This window comes from Acinetobacter sp. WC-743, from assembly GCF_000335555.1.
GTDB classification, from domain to species: Bacteria; Pseudomonadota; Gammaproteobacteria; order Pseudomonadales; family Moraxellaceae; genus Acinetobacter; species Acinetobacter bereziniae.
This window is the reverse complement of sequence record NZ_AMFQ01000097.1, coordinates 25,260-48,002: the sequence shown is the minus strand read 5'-3', so window position 1 is coordinate 48,002 and position 22,743 is coordinate 25,260. Positions and strand designations below refer to the sequence as shown.

Below are 22,743 nucleotides of genomic sequence, written 5' to 3'. Positions count from 1 at the left end.
AGCAACATTACTTTTTTAGTTATATGTAAACATGCTTTCAGTTGAATACTGATTTTCTTAATGAGCTTGTTTAACTTGAGTGAAAATGTCTTCTAAAGTGGCTCTATCCTGATTTAAGAACGCTGTTAAACTTGTCTTAATCTGCTCAAGTGTACTCTGCTTGATGGCAAATAGCGCTTTATTCTTACGTGTCATTAATCCGAATAACTCACGCTGCGGAATAATCAACGTAATATTACTTTCTACCTTGAACTCGAAATCTTCTGTTTTAGCATAAGCATTCAGCGTTATGGTCAAAAATTCATTGGATATAGGATGAATCACCTTGAACATCGTACTGAGACCCTCTAATTGCAATTGTAAAACGCGTTGGCGTCGCCAACTGATGCTTTCAAATTTCGTCAGTACTTCTGCAATCTCAAGATTGCTGAACCGTTCCATATCATGCTCACTGGTATGATTTGGATACTGAATGTGAATTTCAAAATTGCTCATTACTCTAAAACGCATACACTTAAAATCTTTTTGTAGTGTAACAATACTCTTCAAAAAACATAGAGAACCAGATCATACTTTTAAAACTAAGTTATTTATTTTTAAATGTAAATTGTGAAAAAATTCACTTTTTTTATTTTTTACATGCACCAAGTTTATTTTACTCATTGGTTAATTATTTAAGTATTTGCATTTAGAGCAATTGAAAAAAATCAGGAAGCTTTGACTTCCTGATTTTTGTAGATTTCGTAAATCTAAAATTAGGCTAAACGATGCTCTTGCAACATTTTTTTGTGTATCAGTTGTCTATACTGTTCTGTCATTGCATCAATTTGCCCATTTAAAAACAGACTAAGTTGTTCTGAAACCTGTGTTTGATTCAAATTCTTATACACCACATCGTATTTCTTTTTGCGTGTTAAGAATCCTAAAAACTCCTTACTTTCTACAGTCAATTGAATATTACTGTCAATTTGGAAGACAGGCTCAGCTTTACTCGATTGCGTATTTAACTGTATATGCAAATATAATTCTGTTTCTGTATCTTGTACTGCAAATGAGATGTCGGAATCAGCAGCTTGAAGTTGAGTCAGAAATAAACGACGCCAGTTAATCGCATAAAATTTTGTCCGAATCTGTTCTATATCTTCAGCTTCAAATGATTCCACTGCTTGCGCAGGCAAACTGATTTCGACATCGAACTTTCTCATTGTTCTCACCTATCCATGTGATGTTGATATTATGATTAATTAATAGCATTTATATCGTTGTTTTAAAACAGCTATTATCATTATTTTTTTAAATTGATTATTTTCAATACAACATGGATCACAACAATTCATCTAAAATTTGAAGCAGTCCATAAAATGTTGTTTGAACTAAAAATGAATATCTAACATTTAAATATCCTTTCTAATTTGAGGATAATAAATCTCAAGCAAACACCTATTTTGAAGGTATTCTCCTTTCCTTTCATTGTATTAAATGATGAATCTACATCATATTTTTATAGCGAAATCAAAGCATCCATGCGGCAGTTGTGTAATGCTCCAACATGGATGCAGAATTTATTTCAAATTCTAAGCCTCTGAACAACAGTGTATACAAACTTTAATTTTTTCTCTTGGCCAATTCATCTTTGCACGCTTTAGCGCCAAATCACTGGTCGCAAAAAATCCTAAGAGATTTTGCTGAGTGATATGGGGTAAATAATTACAACCTTGAGTAGCATTATGTACTTCATGCACCCCATTGGCTTGCGGATTTTGATTGATAATAAATTTGTCCATCATAAAGTTTCCCCCTATTTATTCGTAAAATAAACGAATAAATCCATAATTAAATTATGCCTTTATTAATTCCATAATAAAAATATGCCTTTATTGTATAAAAATCAATCTTTTTATTTTTTGTTCTTATTGATTTTCCACAATCAATCTAAGTATTTAATTTTTATAAGTCTTTTAATTATCATGTTTATCTTTAAACGGTTGAATGATTTGTACTTTCTTGTCTTTTTCTTTTAATCCAACGGATGGCAATAACCACCAAGAGAATTCCAACAATCACCACCAAAACGGGGACAATGAGCGATAATACTGAAACGACAATTGCTCCAATCCATTCACCTGTAGACACGACAGGATTTGCGATACCACCTGTGGTTGCTGTGGATAATCCCCGAACTGCAACTGTTCCCATTTGTACTGCTGTTGCTGTTCCTCCCCCTACAATAATTGCAGCCGCCCAACTGGCAAACTGTGACATTTCACCACTACTCACCGCCATGGTGGTCAGTGTTCCTGCCACCATTGCCGCAGGTGTGGCAATGGTATCTAAGGCATTGTCTACCCAAGGAATATAATACGCACCAATCTCACAGACAGTTGCAACAGCCAAGCCTATACACACAGAGGGTATTGCTAACCACTCAAAACCTTTCATTGGTTCAAACCATCCCATCAATGATGCAATGCTCATCACCAAGAGTGGAACAAATACACGAAAACCGCAGGCTGCGCTTAAACCTACGCCTATACATAAGCTAAGAAGTGTTTCGATCATGATATTTCTGCCTGTATTTTCATTATATTTTTAAACTTTTTATTAAATTAACAAAAAAGCCCTATTGGATGATAGGGCTTTTTCTTAAAACTGCGAGTAGCTGTTTTGTTGGTGCTGCTTAGGCATTCTTGTTGTTGAATTGATTGCCAAGGCATTTGGTACACGGAGGTAAACGATCTGTACCAATTTCTAAGTAAACGCGATGTCCACATTGGACACAAAAATAGAAGCCTGTTCCAGGTTTTTGACCAGCAGTAACCATTTTTGTTCTCCATAGGTTTTAGAAATGGTGAATAAAGTATAGTCAAATTTTAATGTATGTCTACTGTCTATTTTAAAAAATGATGGTGTCATTTTTGCAAGAAATGATTTCAAAAAGTAATACGATTTTTCTTGTTAACGACTTTCCATAAATTAGAATACACAAATTAATTAAATTGTTTCTCTTTCTTGAGGTGGTTCATCAGTTCTATCTTCCTCATAAAAATCATCTGGCATTTGTGACAATACATTTAAAAAATGTTCAACCATCATTGATTTATATGAATTTTCAGGATCATTTTCTGTGAATAAAATCATTTTCCTTCCTAAAAATAAATATCCTACTTAACAGTAGGATATTTTTTAAACCTTATCAATGACTTCATTCTTTAATCTCACCCACATACAAAGTAATACTCACTTTTGAAATGCTGAAAACTCCCTCCTTTTTCGAAGGAGGGAGTTGAGGATTAAGAAATGTAATTAAATCAAGCCACTTGACCTTCCAAGAAATCCTGTGCAAAGCGTTGTAAAACACCACCCGCCTCATACACATGTACTTCTTCTTCAGTATCCAGACGACAAGTTACAGGAACTTCAATGATTTCACTCTTACCGTCAGCCGTTGCACGCTCAATCACCAAAGTTAAATCTGTACGTGGTGCAATATTACCGATCACACTATAAAGCTCAGTACCATCAAGCTTTAAAGTTTTACGATCTGTACCTGCTTTAAACTCAAGTGGTAAAACACCCATGCCCACAAGATTGGTACGGTGAATACGCTCAAAACCTTCAGCAACAATCGCTTCAACCCCAGCAAGACGAACACCTTTTGCAGCCCAGTCACGGCTTGAGCCTTGACCATAATCTTTACCTGCAATGATGATCAGTGGTTGCTTACGATTCATATAAGTCTCAATCGCTTCCCACATACGCATCACTTCGCCTTCAGGTTCAACACGTGCTTTAGAACCCTGTTTAATCGTACCGTCAGAACGAACCACCATTTCATTAAACAATTTTGGATTGGCAAATGTTGCACGTTGCGCAGTCAAATGATCACCACGATGCGTTGCATAAGAGTTAAAATCTTCTTCAGGTACACCCATTTTATGCAGGTACTCACCCGCAGCAGAATCCATCATGATGGCATTCGATGGCGATAAATGATCCGTGGTAATGTTGTCAGGTAAAATTGCCAGTGGGCGCATATTCGATAGTGTTCGTGGCGCAGCAAGCGCGCCTTCCCAATATGGTGGGCGACGAATATAAGTACTTTGCGGACGCCAATCATATAGTGGGCTTTCAGACTTTTCAGCCACACCTAAGTCAAACATTGGAATGTAGACTTTGCGGAACTGCTCAGGTTTTACTGACTCTTTCACTAAAGCATCGATTTCAGCATCCGATGGCCAAATGTCTTTTAAATAAATTGGATTGCCATCTTTATCATTCCCCAATGCATCGGTTTCGATATCAAAACGAATTGTCCCTGCAATTGCATAAGCCACAACCAATGGTGGTGAAGCCAAGAATGCTTGTTTAGCATAAGGGTGAATACGACCATCAAAGTTACGGTTACCAGAAAGTACCGCAGTCGCATATAAATCACGATCGATAATTTCTTGCTGAATCTTTGGATCTAAAGCACCTGACATACCATTACAGGTCGTACATGCATACGCCACGATCCCAAAGCCCAGTTTCTCTAAATCATCCATTACACCTGCTTCTTCAAGGTATAAAGCTGCTGCTTTAGAACCTGGTGCAAATGATGATTTCACCCATGGTTTACGTGTTAAACCCAATTCATTTGCTTTACGTGCCAATAAACCTGCGGCAACCGTATTACGTGGATTAGAAGTATTGGTACAAGACGTAATCGCAGCAATAATGATTGCACCATCTGGCATTAAGCCATCAGTACGGTTTTCAACAACACCTGCAATCCCTTTTTCTTTGAGGTCTGCTGTTGATACACGGGCATGTGGGTTCGATGGACCTGCAATATTACGTGTTACAGTAGAAAGATCAAAACGCAGTACACGTGGATATTCCGCTTGTTTCATATCCGATGCCCAAAGACCGATTTCTTTGGCATAGGTTTCAACCAATTTGATTTGATCCGCTTCACGACCTGTCAGCGTTAAATAATCAATGGTGTTCTGGTCAATGTAGAACATTGCCGCAGTTGCACCATACTCAGGCGTCATGTTTGAAATCGTTGCACGATCTCCAACTGACATGCTGTCCGCACCTTCACCAAAAAATTCTAAATAGGCACCAACCACACGCTCTTTACGCAAAAACTCGGTTAACGCTAAAACGATATCTGTTGCCGTAATGCCTGCTTTGCGTTGCCCAACCAGCTCTACACCAATAATGTCAGGTAAACGCATCCAAGATGCGCGACCAAGCATGACATTTTCGGCTTCCAAACCACCAACACCTACAGAAATTACGCCGAGTGCATCGGTATGCGGTGTATGTGAATCGGTACCGACACAGGTATCAGGAAAAGCAAGACCTTCACGATTTTGAATCACTGGAGACATTTTCTCCAAGTTGATTTGATGCATGATGCCGTTACCTGCTGGGATAACATCGACATTTTCAAACGCAGTTTTGGTCCACTCGATAAAGTGAAAACGGTCTTCGTTACGACGGTCCTCTACAGCACGGTTTTTCTCAAAAGCATCTGGGTCAAAACCACCGTATTCCACTGCCAAAGAGTGGTCAACAATCAACTGGGTTGGAACGACAGGATTCACTTTTGCTGGATCACCACCTTGGTCTGCAATCGCATCACGTAAACCGGCAAGGTCTACCAATGCTGTTTGTCCAAGAATGTCATGACACACGACACGTGCGGGATACCATGGGAAATCGTGATCTTGCTTACGATGGATTAATTCTTTGAGTGACTGTTCGAGAATGGCTGGATCACAACGGCGTACCAATTGTTCAGCCAATACTTTTGATGTGTATGGAAGTTTTGCATATGCGCCTTGCTGGATGTCTTCTACGGCTTGACGCACATCGAAGTATTCGAGCTGGGTACCTTGCAGGGGTTTACGATAATTTTTATTCATTGCGTTTGTGCCTCTTGCATCGTTTTGTACTGCGTGTCTAATGCTTGGCATAGTACACTGTCGAAAACCCATTTCCCAAATCGTTTATATTTCATAAGCTTAGATATAAAAACAGGGGTTTTAGAAATATTTAGTAACAACTTCATTAAAATATTTTCACTAAAACTGCTTTTTTTTGAAAAATAGCGGAAAATAAGATTAATTCTTTAGTATTAGATTTAAGACAAGCGAGCAATTCATGAGCGATCTAGCTTTCTCCTCTTTTACCTTAATCGGTGTTGATGCGGTCAAGTTCTTACAAGGTCAAGTTACTGTAAATGTTGAAAATTTAGCTGAAAATATTAGTCAATATACGGCTATCTGCGATTTGAAAGGTCGAATTCATTTTGGCTTGTGGTTAAAAAAGATTAATCCTGAACATTTAGAAATTGTGACCACGCAAGATCAAGCTGAAGAATTTGCTCAGCACATCAAAAAATATGGTGCTTTTTCTAAAATGAAACTTGAGTTGGTTGGGCATGTTTTTCCAATACTCAATGGTTCTACAACTGACTTTTCTGCCATTGAAACTGATATTGCAGCGTGGGAAATTTCAGCAATTCAAAATGGTCAAGCCTATATTAATAAAGTGACTGACGGTTTGTTTCAACCTCAAGAATTACGCCTACATCAACGTGAAGGTATCAATTATGACAAAGGCTGTTATCTTGGTCAGGAAGTAATTGCGCGTCTTTGGTTTAAAGCAAAACCTAAGGCTTGGTTACATCTTATTCAGGGTACTGGTGAAGTCCCTGCTCCTGCTGAACAACTAAATAAGGGCGTTCAAGTCGTGAACAGTGCAGCTTTTGAAAATGGCTATATTGCACTTGTGGTTGCCCGTCCTGATGCTCTAGAAGAGTTGGGCGTGACTGTTTTAGCTCTACCTGAGCATTTGAGTGGTGATGTTGCTAGACCACAGTAAGTATTTAATTTTTATATAAAGATAGCGTTGATAACGTTATCTTTATGCTATTTCATTAAAATCACACTTAAAAAATCTTTTAATTTATTATAAAATGATAAAAATCATTATATTAATTTATCTTTTTTATAACTATGAATCAGAGTTTCCAGGACTCCAAACATAAATTTATTGCCTTATATTATGGTGGATTTTCAATTTTTGCGATATGTATATTAATTTATCTCATTGATTTTAATAACATCAACTTATTCTCCAAAATGATTTATGGATTGATGTTGACTCAACTGATCATTACACTCTACGCTGCTTATCAATATTGGCAATTGAATATTATAGGACTTAAAATATTAAAATGGATCAGTTTTAGTTTAATTTTCTTATTAAGCACACCGTTATTTTTATATATCCCCAATATTGCCATCATATTTGGATTTTTCGTTGAATGGACAGATACATCATTTTTTTCTACCTTAAAACTACACGCAGGGTACAACACGACCATTACCTTAAATGGTGATAGTCCTTGGGGGTTTGGTCTTAATTTTATTGAAATTTTTATGTTTTATCGATTTAGAAAAATATTAAATAACACACAAATTCCATTAGAGGAAAAATGAAAATGAATAATTTAGAATTTAACGATCCTAAATACAAACTTATCGCTTTATATTATGGTATTTCTGCCATCATTGGATTGGGCTTGATTACCTATCAACTCTTTACCAATACCTTTCATATTTTAGTATTCATCTTATATGTCTTAATTTACATTCAACTGGTTTTTATGTTGTTTGGTGCACTTCAATATTGGGACAAAAGACAAACAGGTTTAAAAATCTTGTTTTGGATTTCTTTAAGTTTAATTCCAGCATTTTATACACCTTTGATTGCCTATATTCCCAAAATTACCTCAGGTTTGTTTATTTATTTCGAAACTGGCTTTGGTGCAAATGGAGCTGGATTTGATGTATTCGTCTTGTACAATACAACGCTAAGAATTTTTAACGAACAATTTTGGCGTATTGGTATTAATTTAATAGAATTTTTTATTTTCTTACGTTTTTTAAATTTAGCTAAGGCACAAAATATTTCATTATCACCTTTCAGACGTTAGATATGTATCCATAGAAAAAAATTTAGCTTAAACAATTTCCCCCCTACTTCAATTATCGAAATATATTGATCATTGAATAAACTGAATGAGATTAATCTCAATTTTAATACAACAAAATGAATAGATACCTTCAAACCATGACATCTCAAAGAATCATCGTATTACTTCTAGTCAGTATCTTAAGTATCTGTAGTCATGCGCTATCGCCTGAACTGTTACAGCAACTCAAACAACAGCATATTGTTGATACGACTTCTACCCTAGACAACAATCAAATCGAAGCATTAAAAAATCAAAATAGACAGCTTTATCAGCAGAAAAATATTGATTTGAAAATATTAATGATCCCTACGATTGGAGATACATCAATAGAACAATATGCTGAACAAGTCTTTAATCAAATTAAAATAGGCAATTCAGAACTTAATAATGGCATGTTGCTTGTCGTGTCTAAAGATGACCGAAAAATGCGCTTTGAAGTTGGCTATGGTCTAGAAGGTGATTTGACAGATGTGCAAATGGGGCGAATGATTCGAAATACCCTTGCACCAAATTTTAAAAATAATGATTATTATCAAGGTCTTTCTCAAACCCAGAAAACGCTTTTCAATCAAAATATTTCATTGAGAGAGGTCACCACAAAACACCCAGAAATTGTTTTCAATCTCAGCTTTTATGGTTACCTGTTTCTTTCTATTTTGCTTTGTATTCCAATGTATTGGGTTTATACCAAATTGGTTGTCAAACTGGGGACTGGAGGCGGATTAGCAGCCTTTGTCGCTTTTTTTGTGGTAGAGATATTTATTCATCTATTGATTTTTTCTTATTTAAATCTTGCTAATTTAGGCTTCTTTTTGAGTGCGCTTATTCCAGTATACGCACCATTTTTAATTGCAGTCTTCATACCTAAAGATCAAAGCCATAAAATGTTGAAATGCATTTTGTATAGCCTGCCGCTTCAAATTTTTTCAATCTTTGGATTAGGTATTTTCTATCTAGTTGATTTCATCCCTGCAACTGCAGTTTTTCTGTTGAAATGTTTAACTATCTGCTTAATTTTAATCTTTTTACGTTATCTACAGTTTTTGTATCGCTTCAAACATCGCAATGAAAATCAATATTTAACAACTTACTACAATCAATATCTCAGAGAAAAAGAGCGACAACAGGCACGCGAGGAGGCTTTTGAAAGAGTTCAGGCACTACGGAAAAACTCCAATTCAGACAATAATTACTCCTCAAATCATCATTCATCCTTTGATAGTCATCAAGATTCATCTTCAAGTAGCAGTTCATCCTCCAGCAGCAGTTCATCATCCAATGATGAACGAGATTCAGGCGGCAGTTCAGGTGGTGGTGGTGCATCAGGTTCATGGTAAGTGTCAAGGTCCTTAACATGTGATGGAGGAAGATTATTTCCTCCTCACATAATAAATTACACCGCCTTTGTCATCGGAGAAATAAAATGAATTTTCATCAACTCGATAAATATCAGCAGGTCGACCATAGACATTTTTTCCCACTAAAAAACCATCCATGAAAGTCTCAAGTTTTTGCCCTTTACGCATAATCGCAATTTTGTAGCCATGACCAATTGAGGCATCTGTAGAACCATGTAAAGCGACCAAAAAAGAATTTTTGATACTGTCATCCGTATTAGGATGATCAAAATAATCAAAGCCAAGTGCAGATGAATGCGTAGGGAAATAGGCGTAAGGTGTTAATACATTTTTACAGCCACTTGAACGTTTGAATTTTGCATCAGCAAAAATTTTACCATTCGACGAATAGCATGAAGGCCAACCATAATCAGCATCACGTTTAAGGGCATAAAAAGTTTCATCAGGCTTATTTTTACCTAAATGGTCTGCCCCCTGATTGGTGGCAAATAAAACTTTACCTATCCATTTTAAACCCACTGCATTACGTAAACCTTGGGCAAAAATCTTTTGTTCAGAACCATCTGGGTTCATTTCTAAAACTGTTGCTCGAACTTTTTCTTTTTCAACACATGCATTGCAACTAGAGCCAACTGAAACATAAATTTTTCCATTGCCCCCTACAGCAATTGTCCGTGTTAGATGCCAACCACCATATTTGTAGCTTAAGCCATAGTCTGGAAAAGTAGCTAAAACTTCAGCTTTAGCCGTGGGTTTGGTTTCACCTTGGGTAAACTTACGTCGAGTGAGTTGGTCAGTTTCAGCTAAATATAACCAATCTTGCCCTGTATCATCTGTATAAAACTGAATCGAATTTGGATTTTTCAAACCAGTCATATAAGGAATTATTTTGCCAAATCGACCTGTTTCAGCATTCCATTGATCCAAAATATAGATGATGCCTTTTTTATTATCAGACAAATCATGCATATCGGTGACAAACATTCTCCCATCAGGGGCTTTTGTAAAAAAGCGGACTCGTTTTAAGCCCTCAGCAGCAGGAATAATTTCAAAATTTGCCGGTAAATTTAAAGAAAAGCGCTTTCCATTTTTCAAATTGATTTGATGTGCTACTAGCTTTGGCTGTTGAGCTAAAACTGTCATTGGACAAATTAAACATAATAATAAGATTGACAGTATTTTGTTCATTTTTGATACTTCTCAGTTCATCTTATGAAGAAACAACTTCTTTTTTGATATTATACAATTTAAATGATGAATACATAATCAAATGCTTTTGAGAAGATTCAAATGGACTCTTCATTCATTTGTAAAAATTCTTTCACTCTCACTCCTCAGCATTTAGAATGAGTTCAACAACTTAAAAACTATAAAAGATGTATCTATTCAACAAAGTAATTTATCAACAGTTCATGCTCTTAACACTGAGTCTATTACTCAGTATTACCTGTCATGCCCTAACTCCACAACTTTTAGAAGAATTAAAAAAACACAATATTTTAGATACCACGCAAACATTAACTACCGCTGAGATTGAAAAGCTCAAGCAGAACAATGAAGTTATTTTTAAACAAAAAAATATCGACCTTAAGATATTAATGATTTCCACTTTAAGTGGCGATTCAATCGAGCATGTGGCAAATGATATTTTTAACACCATCAAAATCGGTAATATTCGACAAGATAATGGCGTGTTGTTACTGATCGCCAAAGATGATCGAAAAATGCGAATTGAGGTTGGCTATGGTTTAGAGGGTGATCTAACAGATATACAATCTGGTCGCATTATTCGAAATATTCTCGCACCGCATTTTAAAAATGATGAATACTATACAGGTATCGCACTCGCACAGAATGAACTTGGTCAATTACCCAACTTAATCATAGACATACCCAAACTTCACGACGTTGAACAAAAATCTACTCCTTATACGACACCGCAAAGCACATATCATTATGCTACGCCACAGCAAGAAAGTCCGTATGTCATACACTTAGACCAACCATCAAAGCACTTTATCAACTATTTCATTGTTTTTATTTGGAATATTATGGTGAGTTGTATTTTAGTCATCTATTTTTCGCCAATTTATCAAACGTTTAAAAAACAGCAAATTCGAATCAAAGGAATTCCTTTATTTTTAATCGTATTTTTGCCTATTCACCATCTATTTTGTTGGATTGTTACAGGACTAAATTTCTTTTTGCTTTTTGGCTTGTACGTTTTCGTCCTTTGGCTAGTCGCTAAATTTAATCATTATCAAAATATCTATAAACTGATGAAATTATCGACTTTACCTGAAAAGATTCCAAAGAAATATGCTGTTTTATTGATCGGTATTCCAATTATATTGGCATTTCTTCTGCCAAACAGTTGGATTCCCGTATTGATGTTTTTTATTTTCTGTCCATTCATCTTGCTTTTGATTTGGACACTCATTTATTCGATAGCCAAGCCTTATCAACATTATTATCCTGCTGAATATCAAGAATGGTTTAAAATAATCCCCTCAAAGTTTACACGATCCTCATCTTCTTCGAGTTCTTCTTCTAGTTCATCAAGCAGTAGCTCATCTTCCTCTAGCTCCAGTTCATCATCGGGTAGCAGTAGAAGTTCTGGAGGTAGTTCAGGGGGTGGAGGCGCATCAGGCTCTTGGTAACCGTTAAGCCTGAGCGGCTAAATTCTATTTAAAAACCATGAAACAGTTTATTCATGTCCTTACAGACATATTCCTTAAAATGAAAAGCACGGGCATGTTTTGCATCAAATTTTGCAGTTAAACCGTCTTTTTCAAAGCAATAGACACGATCATCTTGACTCACAAGAAACTCACCACCTAACTTGATCAGCAGCGCATCAATCTTGTCTTCGTCAGCAATACTTTCGTCCTGACTAATTTTGTCATAATTACGCTTAATCGCTTTAATAAACATGGTTTTCTCATCACTTCAATTGAATGACAATTATAACGTTTCAATTCATTTAAGTCTGTTCAAAGTGCTGATCAGCACATACTTACAACTTGTCTGGATCAATAAATACTTATAAAATAATTCCATCATGTGTTATCGCGGCTGCTGAACCCGATCAACTCATGAGTTTTATCCTATGGACATTACATCACAATTATTTGCAAACGATATAAACAGAAACCGCGCATGGAGACGTAAAGTCAATTTTTTACATCGTGGTCGAGATTGTAGACATACCTCAACCCTGTGGAAACCTGAAAAAGACTGGAAAATGCTTTGGAATAGATCACTCAAAAGATCTCGCTCCAAACAACTTGGGATTGAATACCCGCGTGTTTCCTCGGCAAAAAGACGAAAACAAGCACAATATGAGTTTTGGATGATCGCTGATTGAACAGCCTTTTTATATGTAGTCGTAATCAATGGCGTAGTCCCACTGCTGAGCGTATCTTTGCAGTGGGCTATGGCATTGCAACTCGTTCTGCTGGAACAAGCAAACATGCCAAACATACGATCTCTCTCAAAGATATCGCTTGGGCAGATATGATTTTTGTGATGGAGCAAAAGCACAAACAAAACATCAAAGAAAAATTCCCTCAACCACTACAACACAAAAAAGTGATTGTTTTGGACATTCCGGATGAATATCCCTACATGGATGAAGCATTAATCGAGCTTTTGAAAGAGAGCATGTTGCCTTATTTGCCTTAAATGAAAATATAGTGCTACAAGCAATCTGCACAATTCTCTACTTAATTCGCTACTGAATAGGTAAAAAATAAATTAGAATGATCTTGTCATGAGGACTGATCACAATAAAAAAATAAAGCGAATAATGCAGAATCCCTTCAATGTTTTTTCTATCCTTCGAACCATTACTCTCCTCTTAACAGCTTTGGGGCTTCTGTTGAGCTTGAGCTTTTTATTTAGATGTTCAGGTCCAGATTCAAATACCATACCTTTTGATGCAACCAGCGAGAAAATGGGAGTATTTGAAAAATATAACAACCAAATTTATGCTTCAGTACCGAGTAATGGTGATTACCTCATTCGCGAAGCAGATGCAAAAACATTTTATTTGCCAAATGACCATTACCAATACCGACAACTTGGTGCAGATCAAAAAAATGTCTACTGTGGCAACATTCTTTTAAAAGGTGTACAACCGCAAAAACTGAAGACTATCGGCAACAGTTATTTCACAGATGGAAAAGAGACTTGGTATTGTTCACCGATGACTGAGCGAAATGAAAATTTATCTGTGATTCAAGAAGTTTTTCAAATCATACTACAAAATTTTGGCATTGGTTCAAAACCACAAAGTTATCTTTATCCTTATTTTAAACTGGAACAGGGTGATCAACCTTATCTAGTCAATGCAGACATTGATACAGCCAGTAACGGAATATTGACCTATTATCGTGGAAAATTACTTCCAGATGCTCACTCTCATCAATTACGCTTAGTCTCTGGCGAAGAAAATCATATTTTTAGGGCAGATGGTACGAACGTATACTTCAACAACACACGACTTAGCTTAAAGGACAATCAAAAGCTTTATACCCTTGATATAGAGAACTCTAACAATCAAAGCTATTTATTCAATCCGATTGATGGCATGGTTTATGTCAATCAATTTGCCTTTGATCCACAATTTGCACCTTATCATCTGCTCAGCAAATATGGTGACCACAGCAATCATGCGTTATTTTATAACGACACGGGCATCTATTATTTTGATGTAAATAAAGAAAAAATGGTACGTGCTGGGGATAATCCATTTTTAGGGCAATCCTTTAAAGAAATTGCGCCTGCAATTTTTTCGAATGGTCAGCAACTTCTCTACTTACAAGCCCGTGAATATCGAAGTAGCAAAGGTTCATCTTCCTCCAGAGTAACGCGTATTTTAAAATTAGATGAGCCACAAGTTTCGACTTGGCAACGACTGGGAAACGTGAATTACAACAGCGGTAGCGTATGGAAAAATGGCAATGCTTTTTATTATTTCGACCAGCTTGGTGACAGCCAACTGATTCGAGCCACGGTTTATCATATTCGTGACCCGCAAACCATTCAAAGTTTACTAAAAACTCAACCACGTACAGACGATATTCGTCAGTGGATTGATGAACAGAAGATGGTTGAAGCCAAACACATAACTTTGGTTGAGGCGAAGACAGAGAACCGCTCGGACAAATATTGGGGTTTTATTGCTCCCCTCATCTTTGTTGTTATTTTCAGTGCTTTGATTTGGTTATTTAAAAGGTTTAATTTAAATTTTGCCCCATTTTACATTCGAAATCATAAATTGATTGTCAGCAATTTGATGCTGACTGCTTATCCTATAGCGCAGATTCAACAGGTGGAATTTAGTATAAACAGAACAACACATACAAAAGGCTATATTGGTCATTTCCGAATTGTACAACACAATGGCAAACGTTCAATGAGCTTCAACTTTAGTTCAAAGTTGAGTTTAAATGTAGATTCTCAAGCAGAATTAAATCAGTATATTGAACAATTACAACAGCAATTGGCACAACATGGTATTCACAGCATTTTGAAAAAATGAACAACAGGTTTGAGTGAGATTTTTTAATCTCAATTACATGATCTCAATATATTTTTAAGTACCATTGAGTGCACAATATCGATATTATTATTTCGAGTTTTATCATGAAAATTTGGTTATCTCTTCTCAGTTTAAGTATTTTCAGCTTTACTTCTGCACATGCGGACATCAAAACATTAGAACAAAACTTAAAAACTAAATATCCTGAAATTGAAGTGAAATCGGTACAGAACTCGCCGATCAAAGATGTTTATGAAGTTTATATGGGGGGGCGTATTGTCTATACCAATGAAGAAGCGAAATATTTCTTTGTCGGTAATTTGATTGATTTAAAAGAACAAAAGAATCTAACTGCTGAACGTGAACAGGTTTTAAAAAGTATTGATGTCAAATCATTACCTTTAAAACAAGCCATTAAGCATGTCAAAGGCAAAGGTGAACGTACCATTTATGTGTTTAGTGATCCCGATTGTCCTTATTGCCAACATCTTGAAAAAGAATTAAAAAATGTCGACAACGTGACGATTTATTTATTCTTATACCCAATCACACGTTTACATCCTAACGCTGAAAATGTCTCGCAACAAATTTGGTGCGCTAAAAACCCATACCAAGCATGGCAAGATTATACCCTTGATAAAAAACAACCAAGTTCAACCAAATCTTGCACCACCCCTGTAGAAAAGAATATCGCTTTGGCTAAAACGCTGAATGTAGATGGTACGCCAACTTTCTTCTTACAAGATGGAACACGTATTTCAGGTGCACGTGATGCAGGTGAAATTGAGTTATTGTTAAAAGCAGTTAAATAATTTTTTCGAAAAGCAGAAGCAATGATTTTCATTTCTTCTGCAAGAATAACTTTAAAACATGCTTAATTTATGCTTATCTACAAAAAATCTAAAACATAAATGCACCAACAAATACAATTGGTATGTTTACATTATTAATTTTCAAATTATGATTAAAAATGTCATCAATCCATTCTGACACCATAAATGGAATTATGTTGAAATTAAAATCAGGTACCGTTTCAAAATGAAAAAAACACTTATTGCAGCACTTTTGAGTTTATCTAGTATTTCAGCATTTGCTGCTGATGCGCCTAAAAGTAATGTTGATCCTGCTTTTGCGAAGGCACAAGAACTCATTCAAGCAAAAAATTACCCAGCAGCCTATCAAGAATTAGACCGCCTCGCTAAAACAGGCAATGCACAAGCCTTATATAACTTAGGCTATTTAACCCAAACTGGGCAAGGTACTGCCAAAGATGATAAAAAAGCATTGAAATATTATCAGGATGCTTCAGCAAAAGGCTATCCAGTTGCAAGTTATGTGTTGGCTCAAAGCTATGCTGTAGGACAGTTAGGTTTAAGCAAAGATGAAAAGAAAGTTCGTGAATACTTAGAGAAATCATCATCTCAAGGTTTTGATGACGCGACTGTAGAATTGGCTGTTTTATTATTTGCAGAGGGTACGCCTGCATCAGACAAGCTGGGTTTACAAAAACTTGATCCTTTAGTGAAAAAAGATTTTGCACCTGCGATTCATGCCAAAGCCCTCTATGACATTACAGATGGTTTAAAAAAGAAAAATGCAGCTACGGTGAATCAAGGTCTCAATGAAATTCAAAACTTAGCCAAAAAAGGCTATATTCCTGCATTAATGGCTGTAGGAAATATGCTGACCAACGGCAATATCATTGATCAAAACTTACCTGAAGCGCAAAAGATTTTCGCTGAGTTAGCAAAAAATAATGTGCCTAAAGCGAAAGAATCCCTAGAAGTGGTCAATAAGTTAATTGCTGAGAAAGCTAAAGCGCCAGCAAAAGTTGCTGCTCCGAAAAAATAATCTGCCAAAGGGTAAAGCACACGCTTATGTGTGCTTTACCACCATACACCGATCAAAACACTCACAACCATAAAACTCAAAAATGTACTGATCATCAACGGCGTTAGTGCTTTTTCATTCAAACCATAAATCTGTCCAAAAATTCCAAAGATCGAAGGCATCGGCAAAGCTGCAATTAATGTACCTGCATAAATCATTTTTTGATCTAAGTCCGTAAAATGGGTAAAGCCCAAATAGACCAAGATCGGCATACAAATATTTTTTGAGACCACAAGATAAATGGTTTGCAGATTAAAGGATTGAATAGTGAGCCCCACCATTCCCCCGCCAATAATAAAGAGTGCCAGTGGCGAAGCTGTTTGCCCAAGCATAGCAAAAACTGAATCTAACAGATGTGGAATCTGTATATTGAAAACTGCGCAACTCATGCCAATCATTACCGATAGAAATAGCGGATTTTTTAGTAAGGTTATAAAAGTTATTTTTAAGATAGCGACTAAATTGGCTTGTCGTTGGCGTCCAATTTCAGCCAAAGTCAGCATTAATGGCACGAGAAAAACACTTTCGATGATGACCACCAAAGAGATGTAAATCATGGCCTCACTGCCCATGAGCAAAGTTAAAATTGCAGCACCCAATAGTCCTGTATTGGACATGGAAGCCCCCAATGAAAACACTGAGGCATGGGTAAAATGATTTTTAAAAATTTTCTGCCCTATGAAGAAAGCCAGAATAAATAAGGCAAAAGTGACACTGGCATAGACAAAGAAGTATGCAGGATACCAAATTTCATGCAGATCTTTTGAAGCTAAGGCATGAAGGAGCAAAGCAGGCAAAGCGATTTTGATCACAAAAGCGCTCAAGGCTATGATCTGTGCTTTATTTATTAATTGGATTTTGACAGAGATAAAACCCAGAAATAACAAGAAAAATACTGGAAAAATTACCGAAAAAATCATTTAAACCGTTCCTTTTCCAGAACTTGTAAATAAAGATATATCCTAGAATATATCTTTGATGAATATAAATACTTTAAAAGAATAATAGATTACGCAAAACTGTGATGTCATCAGTATGCTGAAAACAAATCCTTTATTCCATGAGGCTGACAACGTAAATACTGGGGTGCAATCGAAATGTGAGCGCCCAGTTTTGCTGCAGCATGCCATGGCCAACGTGGGTCATACAAGATTGCTCTTGCCAATGCAATTGCATCTGCCTCACCCTGCTGAAGAATCTGTTCAGCCTGTTCAGCCTCGGTAATCAACCCGACAGCAATTACTGGAATATTCACCTGTTGTTTAATTGCATTGGCAAATGGCACTTGATAGTTTGCACCAATCTTGATGTTTTGTTGAGCATGTAAGCCGCCTGAAGAAACATGGATATAGACCGCTCCCAACTGTGCCAAGGCTTTTGATAAACCAATACTCGACTCAATGTTCCAACCATTTTCAGCATCCATCCAGTCCGTTGCTGAAAGACGTACACCTATAGGATAATTGGCAGGCACTGCATTTCGAATGGCTTGAAAAACCTCTAAAGTTAAGCGAATACGATTTTTAAAACTGCCACCATATTGATCCGTACGATAATTCGACAATGGCGACATAAATTGATGTAGCAAATAGCCATGGGCTGCGTGGATTTCAATCAATGAAAAACCTGCCTCAACAGCCCGGATTGCAGCCTGAGCAAAATCATCAATGATGGCTTGTATTTCATCAAGCGTTAATGCGTGTGGTGCAACATCTTCAATGTTGAATGCAATATCACTGGCAGAAACTGTCTGCCAACCATGCGCATGATCTGCTGCAATTTGCCCTTTCCCCAACCATGGTTTATCCGTTGAGGCTTTACGACCTGCATGTGCAAGTTGTACGCCAAAAGGCGTTGGCGCTATCGTTTTTACTTTATTCAATAAAGCCTTTATTTGATCTCGTTGAATATCATTCCACAAACCAAGGTCTGCATAGCTGATACGTCCTTCTGCTTGAACCGCAGTCGCTTCAACAATACACAAGCTTGCACCTGACAAAGCATAATTTGCCCATTGCTGTTCGTGCCAATACGTGATTTCACCTTGATTAGTTGCAGAATATTGACACATTGGTGCAATAATTATTTTATTGCTCAGTGCGAGCGAGCCAAATTGAATGGATTCAAATAACTTCGGTTGAGCAGACATAAATTACTTTCCCAGCGAATTAAAATTGTTTGGTGACACTCAAACCGGCACTCCAGTTAATACCATCTGCAGGTTCAAAGAATCGCCCATTACCATCATTTACAATAACTGAGCCAACATAGTTTTTGTCGAATAAATTATCGACTCGAGCAAAACTACGGACTTTCCAATCTTTGTTTTTCCAGATATAACCGACATTTAGGCTGGTGACTGTATAACTTGGTGCAGTATCTGTATTGAGATCGTCAACATAGATTTTATCCATATAACGAACATCGACCCCAGCATTTAAACCACTTTCTGGAAGCCAACCAAGTCCAATAAAGGCTTGATTTTTAGCAATACCGGGAATGTAGTTTCCACTTTGGATGACTTTTTTCGGATCTGTATTTGGGATATCGGCATCAAATGTTGCATCTAGGAAGCTATAACTGGCTTGTGCAGTAATATCTTTCCATAATTTTTTATTCCAAGATAATTCAACGCCTTGACGTAATGTCTTGTCTGCATTTTGATAGGTCGCTCGACCATCCACAGAACCGGCAGAAACAATATCATCTCGTGTATTGCTTTGAAAAACTGCAGCCGTGAAATTACCCAATTGATTTTGTGCCTTTAAACCCAGTTCATAGTTATCACTGGTCGAAGGTTTCAGTGCAAAGTTTATCCCTGAAGTTCCACTGGTTGGATAAGCCATTTCAGTGAAAGTTGGTGTTTCAAATCCTTTGGCATAGCTGAGATAACTGCTAATCTCAGGCGTAATTTCCCATGTCAAAGCAGCTGATGGAAGTAATTTTTTATAATCTGTTTGCCCACTATCGTTGCCATTAGAGCTTGTGATGTAATGATCTTTAGATTCATAATGGACATTGCTATAACGCAATCCTGTATCTAGCCGTACAGTTGGTAAAAAATGCCAAGCCGCCTGAAGATAAGGGTCTAAATTCCATAAAGTATTTCGTTCATCACGGCGTAGCTTACCTTTTACTCCATATTGACCATTGGCATCAAAATTTTCATATCCTTGGCGATCTTCATTCATGGCATCATAAGCAAGCCCTAAACTGATACGCGTGTTGGGCAAAAGCTCTTTACCTGTCCAACGTAAATCTGCACCATAAAAATCTCTAGAGAAATCAATAACACCACCTGCATGACGAGGATTCTTTTGAGCAGTATTCGGAATAGATTGATATTGTGTGACCTCTCGATGACCTAAATAAGCCATTGAATAAATTTCATTTTGGTCGTTGATGGGCTTGGTCCAATTAACACCTGTTTGTGTCTGATTAATATCTTTGCGCACATTATAGATATTTTTACTATCATTCACTTGTTTAGGGTTTTGCTTCCATTGATCCCGACTGAGACCTTGTGGATCATCCGCATGAATATTAACATAGTTGGTGATCCAATTAATTTTTGAGCCGTCATCTAAATCCCAAGTGAGTTTAGCATTACTCAAGGTTTTTCTTGCTGCATTATGATCACGATAGCCATCAGTATCAAAATACGAAGAACTAATCACATAACTTGGCTCATTGGCTTTATCGGCACCACCTTGTAAAACAATATCAGCACGCCCTTTATTGTTACTTCCACCTGAGTATCCTAACTCAATCGAATCGCGCCCTGTTCCCTCTTTGGTCGTCGTTAGAATCGTCCCACCTGAAGAATTTCCATAGAGTGATGAAAAAGGTCCACCCAGTACTTCAATATGATCCAAACTGCTTAAATCAATATTTGACGTCTGACCTTGTCCATCGGGCATGGTTGCAGGAATACCATCCACATACAAACGGATACCACGGACACCAAAGGTTGAACGTGCACCGAAGCCACGCATGGACAGTTGTAAATCTTGCGCATAATTTTCACGGTTATTGAGCTGTAAGCCCGGAATGCCTTTGAGAGTTTCAGTGAGGTTCACTCCCATATTATTTTGATTTTGTTGTTGGTCTATACGATAAACAGATGCAGGCGTATTGAGTATGCTCGTGTCTGAGCGTGTTGCTTCAACTTTAATGGTGGGGAGTTGCTGAGTCGAACCCTGAGATTCCGATTCAGCATAGATGTTCTGGGAAATACAGACTATTAAACAAAGTAGTGTGGTATTAATTTTTAAATGTTTCACTCTTTACATCTAGGTTTCCTCGGGTGATTGCAGAAAATAATTTTAGAAAATAATTTTAGACCCCAAGCCAATGACCAGTGCATTGTCGACCTGATTGGTTGCACCAGGATGCACCACATACTGCACTAAAGGACGAAGCATGAACCATTTGGCAGGGTAATATGAGTAATTTAACTCAACATTATACTCTGCATCTTCATTCAGCTGTCTTAAATTTGTGCCTAAGCGACTATTATTCACATAATCCGTATAACGATCGTTCAAATGTACTCTATTGACGGCTAAGCCTAGAATATCGTTGGGTTGGCTTTCAAATAGTCCATAATACTTTAAACCCAGTTGTTGTGAATCACTTACCGCTGTTGTCGTTCGATCATGTACAGTAAAATTACCAAAGCTATGTAGACCTCGTTTGCCCTCACCTGCTGAGGTCAATTGCTGTTCAAAGGCAATCCAGCCGCCATATGTACGATCTTCAGCCTTAGTTCCTGCTTTATAAGCCACATCGTACTGATTTTTTGCCTCGTCAGCAGTATTGTAAAGCGTACCAAAGCGATAACTGCCTGGTAAAGCATTGAAACCTTGCTTTGGTGACCACACCACTTCAGAAAGAATATTTACACCATCAGCATGTTTGGTATCCAAGTTCCAGCCTTGACGCTCCAAAGCATTGTCTGGGTTGTATTCAAAAACACCGACTTGTGCGAATAACTCAGGATTGATTTGATACTTCAAACGTCCGCCCCATTGTGAAACGGGTGTGTTATACCAAAGCTTACCTTGCCATTTCCCCATTTGTGCAGCACAGAATGCATTACCTTGGAAATCACAAGCCATGGTATTAAATTCAGTCCCCAAACCCATTCGACCCACACGAATACTGAGCCCTTGTTCTTTAAAATTCTTCTCAATATAGAGCTCACTCAAACGACTTCCTGAATTACCTCGTCCCCAGTTGGCTTGAGAGTTTGCCCATTGTGGTGCATCAGGTGCCTGAATCCCTCTTAATGATGTGCTTTCCCCTTGACGTGCTGTGACTAAAGCACGAATCGTAACATCACTCCAACCTGCTAATTTCGTCATATCCAAAGTAGTTCCAAGACCAAACTGGGTTGCAAAGGTTGGTGCTTGATGTGCATCATAACCACCATCAGCGAGATATGAACCATCCATGGCAATCGTACCATCGAATTTGATCCCTTTTTCAGCCCACTCAGTACGTGTACCATTCCAGTCCCCTGTCATGGTTGATCCATGCAGGTCAAAAGCATCTTCAGCCGATGCAACAGACATCATGGTAAAAGTAGAGATTGCCAATAAAGGATAAGCAATTTTTTTCATGGGGCAGCCTAATTTGGAGCAGAATGAATACAGATAATTTTGTTAATTTCAAACTTTTGATCCTTATAAAATTAATATAAAAATCATATTTTAAAATCACAATCACGCCTAAAATACTATGGAGAATCCAAATTATTTATAGAGATTATTTACTAGAAATTTACACATTTTTTTACATATAACTATCAGATATTTTTTATCAATCGGAAAACTTTATTTTATCAATAAACTTTATTTTAATTAACAAAAGCTTATCAAACACGCTAACGCGTCATTCTGCGATTTATCTTA

General features: G+C 37.0%; 22 protein-coding genes and 1 pseudogene. 10 read left to right on the top strand and 13 right to left on the bottom strand.

The genetic code is table 11. The annotated features are described in order from the left end of the window. Positions 1-57: 57 nt before the first annotated feature. From ACINWC743_RS13855 to acnD, 7 genes are all read right to left on the bottom strand, one after another. Entirely contained in the window at positions 58-495 is a 438-nt protein-coding gene (locus tag ACINWC743_RS13855; RefSeq protein WP_035301195.1) for a hypothetical protein, read from the bottom strand. 260 nt (positions 496-755) lie between these two features. Then, a complete protein-coding gene (locus tag ACINWC743_RS13850; protein ID WP_009585975.1) occupies positions 756-1,205 on the bottom strand; it encodes a hypothetical protein in 450 nt (149 codons plus the stop codon). A 369-nt stretch (positions 1,206-1,574) separates the two neighbouring features. After that, a complete protein-coding gene (locus ACINWC743_RS13845; protein WP_080972000.1) occupies positions 1,575-1,787 on the bottom strand; it encodes a hypothetical protein in 213 nt (70 codons plus the stop codon). Positions 1,788-1,977: 190 nt separating this feature from the next. Further along, a complete protein-coding gene (locus ACINWC743_RS13840; RefSeq protein WP_035301207.1) occupies positions 1,978-2,556 on the bottom strand; it encodes a DUF4126 domain-containing protein in 579 nt (192 codons plus the stop codon). A 121-nt stretch (positions 2,557-2,677) separates the two neighbouring features. Further along, positions 2,678-2,821 carry a zinc ribbon-containing protein gene (locus ACINWC743_RS23945; protein WP_004829882.1) on the bottom strand — a complete coding sequence of 48 codons (144 nt, stop codon included), beginning with the start codon at positions 2,819-2,821 and terminating at the stop codon, positions 2,678-2,680. Positions 2,822-2,991: 170 nt separating this feature from the next. Next, positions 2,992-3,138 carry a hypothetical protein gene (locus ACINWC743_RS24495; protein ID WP_009585890.1) on the bottom strand — a complete coding sequence of 49 codons (147 nt, stop codon included), beginning with the start codon at positions 3,136-3,138 and terminating at the stop codon, positions 2,992-2,994. 170 nt (positions 3,139-3,308) lie between these two features. Continuing rightward, a complete protein-coding gene (gene acnD / locus ACINWC743_RS13835) occupies positions 3,309-5,915 on the bottom strand; it encodes a Fe/S-dependent 2-methylisocitrate dehydratase AcnD (RefSeq protein WP_009585899.1) in 2,607 nt (868 codons plus the stop codon). 238 nt (positions 5,916-6,153) lie between these two features. Between acnD and ACINWC743_RS13830 the strand changes: the two genes are divergently transcribed. From ACINWC743_RS13830 to ACINWC743_RS25310, 4 genes and pseudogenes are all read left to right on the top strand, one after another. After that, on the top strand, positions 6,154-6,876 hold the full coding sequence (locus ACINWC743_RS13830; protein WP_009585863.1) for a YgfZ/GcvT domain-containing protein: 723 nt from the start codon (positions 6,154-6,156) through the stop codon (positions 6,874-6,876). A 275-nt stretch (positions 6,877-7,151) separates the two neighbouring features. Beyond that, on the top strand, positions 7,152-7,496 hold the full coding sequence (locus ACINWC743_RS13825; RefSeq protein WP_009585918.1) for a hypothetical protein: 345 nt from the start codon (positions 7,152-7,154) through the stop codon (positions 7,494-7,496). 2 nt (positions 7,497-7,498) lie between these two features. After that, a complete protein-coding gene (locus ACINWC743_RS13820) occupies positions 7,499-7,993 on the top strand; it encodes a hypothetical protein (protein ID WP_009585953.1) in 495 nt (164 codons plus the stop codon). A gap of 116 nt (positions 7,994-8,109) precedes the next feature. After that, a pseudogene (locus tag ACINWC743_RS25310) lies at positions 8,110-8,580 on the top strand (TPM domain-containing protein); the annotation flags it as partial. A gap of 825 nt (positions 8,581-9,405) precedes the next feature. On the opposite strand, the gene ACINWC743_RS13810 reads toward ACINWC743_RS25310, so the two are convergent. Beyond that, positions 9,406-10,581: a PQQ-dependent sugar dehydrogenase gene (locus tag ACINWC743_RS13810; protein ID WP_035301192.1), complete on the bottom strand. Its 1,176-nt coding sequence runs from the start codon at positions 10,579-10,581 to the stop codon at positions 9,406-9,408. A gap of 224 nt (positions 10,582-10,805) precedes the next feature. Here ACINWC743_RS13810 and ACINWC743_RS13805 point away from each other — a divergent pair, with 224 nt between their 5' ends. Then, the gene (locus ACINWC743_RS13805; protein WP_227510933.1) at positions 10,806-12,053 is read left to right on the top strand and encodes a TPM domain-containing protein; all 1,248 of its coding nucleotides are present in this window, start codon (positions 10,806-10,808) and stop codon (positions 12,051-12,053) included. Positions 12,054-12,081: 28 nt separating this feature from the next. Here ACINWC743_RS13805 and ACINWC743_RS13800 read toward each other — a convergent pair whose 3' ends face one another. Next, complete coding sequence (locus ACINWC743_RS13800) at positions 12,082-12,327, bottom strand: hypothetical protein (protein WP_004829903.1); 246 nt, start codon at positions 12,325-12,327, stop codon at positions 12,082-12,084. A gap of 175 nt (positions 12,328-12,502) precedes the next feature. Between ACINWC743_RS13800 and ACINWC743_RS13795 the strand changes: the two genes are divergently transcribed. From ACINWC743_RS13795 to ACINWC743_RS13775, 5 genes are all read left to right on the top strand, one after another. After that, on the top strand, positions 12,503-12,760 hold the full coding sequence (locus ACINWC743_RS13795) for a hypothetical protein (RefSeq protein ID WP_005033493.1): 258 nt from the start codon (positions 12,503-12,505) through the stop codon (positions 12,758-12,760). Next, positions 12,757-13,077, top strand: a complete 321-nt coding sequence (locus ACINWC743_RS13790) for a low molecular weight protein tyrosine phosphatase family protein (RefSeq protein WP_005033495.1) — start codon at positions 12,757-12,759, stop codon at positions 13,075-13,077. The genes ACINWC743_RS13795 and ACINWC743_RS13790 overlap by 4 nt, the downstream gene beginning before the upstream one ends. A gap of 196 nt (positions 13,078-13,273) precedes the next feature. Next, entirely contained in the window at positions 13,274-14,938 is a 1,665-nt protein-coding gene (locus tag ACINWC743_RS13785) for a DKNYY domain-containing protein (RefSeq protein ID WP_009585893.1), read from the top strand. 104 nt (positions 14,939-15,042) lie between these two features. After that, positions 15,043-15,750, top strand: a complete 708-nt coding sequence (locus ACINWC743_RS13780; RefSeq protein WP_009585925.1) for a DsbC family protein — start codon at positions 15,043-15,045, stop codon at positions 15,748-15,750. A 226-nt stretch (positions 15,751-15,976) separates the two neighbouring features. Further along, positions 15,977-16,789, top strand: a complete 813-nt coding sequence (locus ACINWC743_RS13775; protein WP_009585964.1) for a tetratricopeptide repeat protein — start codon at positions 15,977-15,979, stop codon at positions 16,787-16,789. Positions 16,790-16,824: 35 nt separating this feature from the next. Here ACINWC743_RS13775 and ACINWC743_RS13770 read toward each other — a convergent pair whose 3' ends face one another. From ACINWC743_RS13770 to ACINWC743_RS13755, 4 genes are all read right to left on the bottom strand, one after another. Further along, entirely contained in the window at positions 16,825-17,748 is a 924-nt protein-coding gene (locus ACINWC743_RS13770) for an AEC family transporter (RefSeq protein ID WP_009585896.1), read from the bottom strand. 110 nt (positions 17,749-17,858) lie between these two features. After that, a complete protein-coding gene (locus ACINWC743_RS13765; RefSeq protein ID WP_009585885.1) occupies positions 17,859-18,977 on the bottom strand; it encodes an NADH:flavin oxidoreductase/NADH oxidase in 1,119 nt (372 codons plus the stop codon). 19 nt (positions 18,978-18,996) lie between these two features. Continuing rightward, on the bottom strand, positions 18,997-21,111 hold the full coding sequence (locus ACINWC743_RS13760) for a TonB-dependent receptor (protein WP_009585874.1): 2,115 nt from the start codon (positions 21,109-21,111) through the stop codon (positions 18,997-18,999). A 42-nt stretch (positions 21,112-21,153) separates the two neighbouring features. Then, complete coding sequence (locus ACINWC743_RS13755) at positions 21,154-22,452, bottom strand: carbohydrate porin (RefSeq protein WP_009585904.1); 1,299 nt, start codon at positions 22,450-22,452, stop codon at positions 21,154-21,156. Positions 22,453-22,743 lie beyond the last annotated feature (291 nt).

Coding starts and splice junctions, on each gene's coding strand:
- ACINWC743_RS13770 (WP_009585896.1), bottom strand. CDS start 17,748: ATGATTTTTTCGGTAATTTTTCCAGTATTTTTCTTGTTATTTCTGGGT.
- ACINWC743_RS13820 (WP_009585953.1), top strand. CDS start 7,499: ATGAATAATTTAGAATTTAACGATCCTAAATACAAACTTATCGCTTTA.
- ACINWC743_RS13805 (WP_227510933.1), top strand. CDS start 10,806: ATGCTCTTAACACTGAGTCTATTACTCAGTATTACCTGTCATGCCCTA.
- ACINWC743_RS13795 (WP_005033493.1), top strand. CDS start 12,503: ATGGACATTACATCACAATTATTTGCAAACGATATAAACAGAAACCGC.
- ACINWC743_RS13855 (WP_035301195.1), bottom strand. CDS start 495: ATGAGCAATTTTGAAATTCACATTCAGTATCCAAATCATACCAGTGAG.
- ACINWC743_RS13780 (WP_009585925.1), top strand. CDS start 15,043: ATGAAAATTTGGTTATCTCTTCTCAGTTTAAGTATTTTCAGCTTTACT.
- acnD (WP_009585899.1), bottom strand. CDS start 5,915: ATGAATAAAAATTATCGTAAACCCCTGCAAGGTACCCAGCTCGAATAC.
- ACINWC743_RS13800 (WP_004829903.1), bottom strand. CDS start 12,327: ATGTTTATTAAAGCGATTAAGCGTAATTATGACAAAATTAGTCAGGAC.
- ACINWC743_RS24495 (WP_009585890.1), bottom strand. CDS start 3,138: ATGATTTTATTCACAGAAAATGATCCTGAAAATTCATATAAATCAATG.
- ACINWC743_RS13850 (WP_009585975.1), bottom strand. CDS start 1,205: ATGAGAAAGTTCGATGTCGAAATCAGTTTGCCTGCGCAAGCAGTGGAA.
- ACINWC743_RS13810 (WP_035301192.1), bottom strand. CDS start 10,581: ATGAACAAAATACTGTCAATCTTATTATTATGTTTAATTTGTCCAATG.
- ACINWC743_RS23945 (WP_004829882.1), bottom strand. CDS start 2,821: ATGGTTACTGCTGGTCAAAAACCTGGAACAGGCTTCTATTTTTGTGTC.
- ACINWC743_RS13775 (WP_009585964.1), top strand. CDS start 15,977: ATGAAAAAAACACTTATTGCAGCACTTTTGAGTTTATCTAGTATTTCA.
- ACINWC743_RS13845 (WP_080972000.1), bottom strand. CDS start 1,787: ATGATGGACAAATTTATTATCAATCAAAATCCGCAAGCCAATGGGGTG.
- ACINWC743_RS13765 (WP_009585885.1), bottom strand. CDS start 18,977: ATGTCTGCTCAACCGAAGTTATTTGAATCCATTCAATTTGGCTCGCTC.
- ACINWC743_RS13825 (WP_009585918.1), top strand. CDS start 7,152: ATGTTGACTCAACTGATCATTACACTCTACGCTGCTTATCAATATTGG.
- ACINWC743_RS13755 (WP_009585904.1), bottom strand. CDS start 22,452: ATGAAAAAAATTGCTTATCCTTTATTGGCAATCTCTACTTTTACCATG.
- ACINWC743_RS13830 (WP_009585863.1), top strand. CDS start 6,154: ATGAGCGATCTAGCTTTCTCCTCTTTTACCTTAATCGGTGTTGATGCG.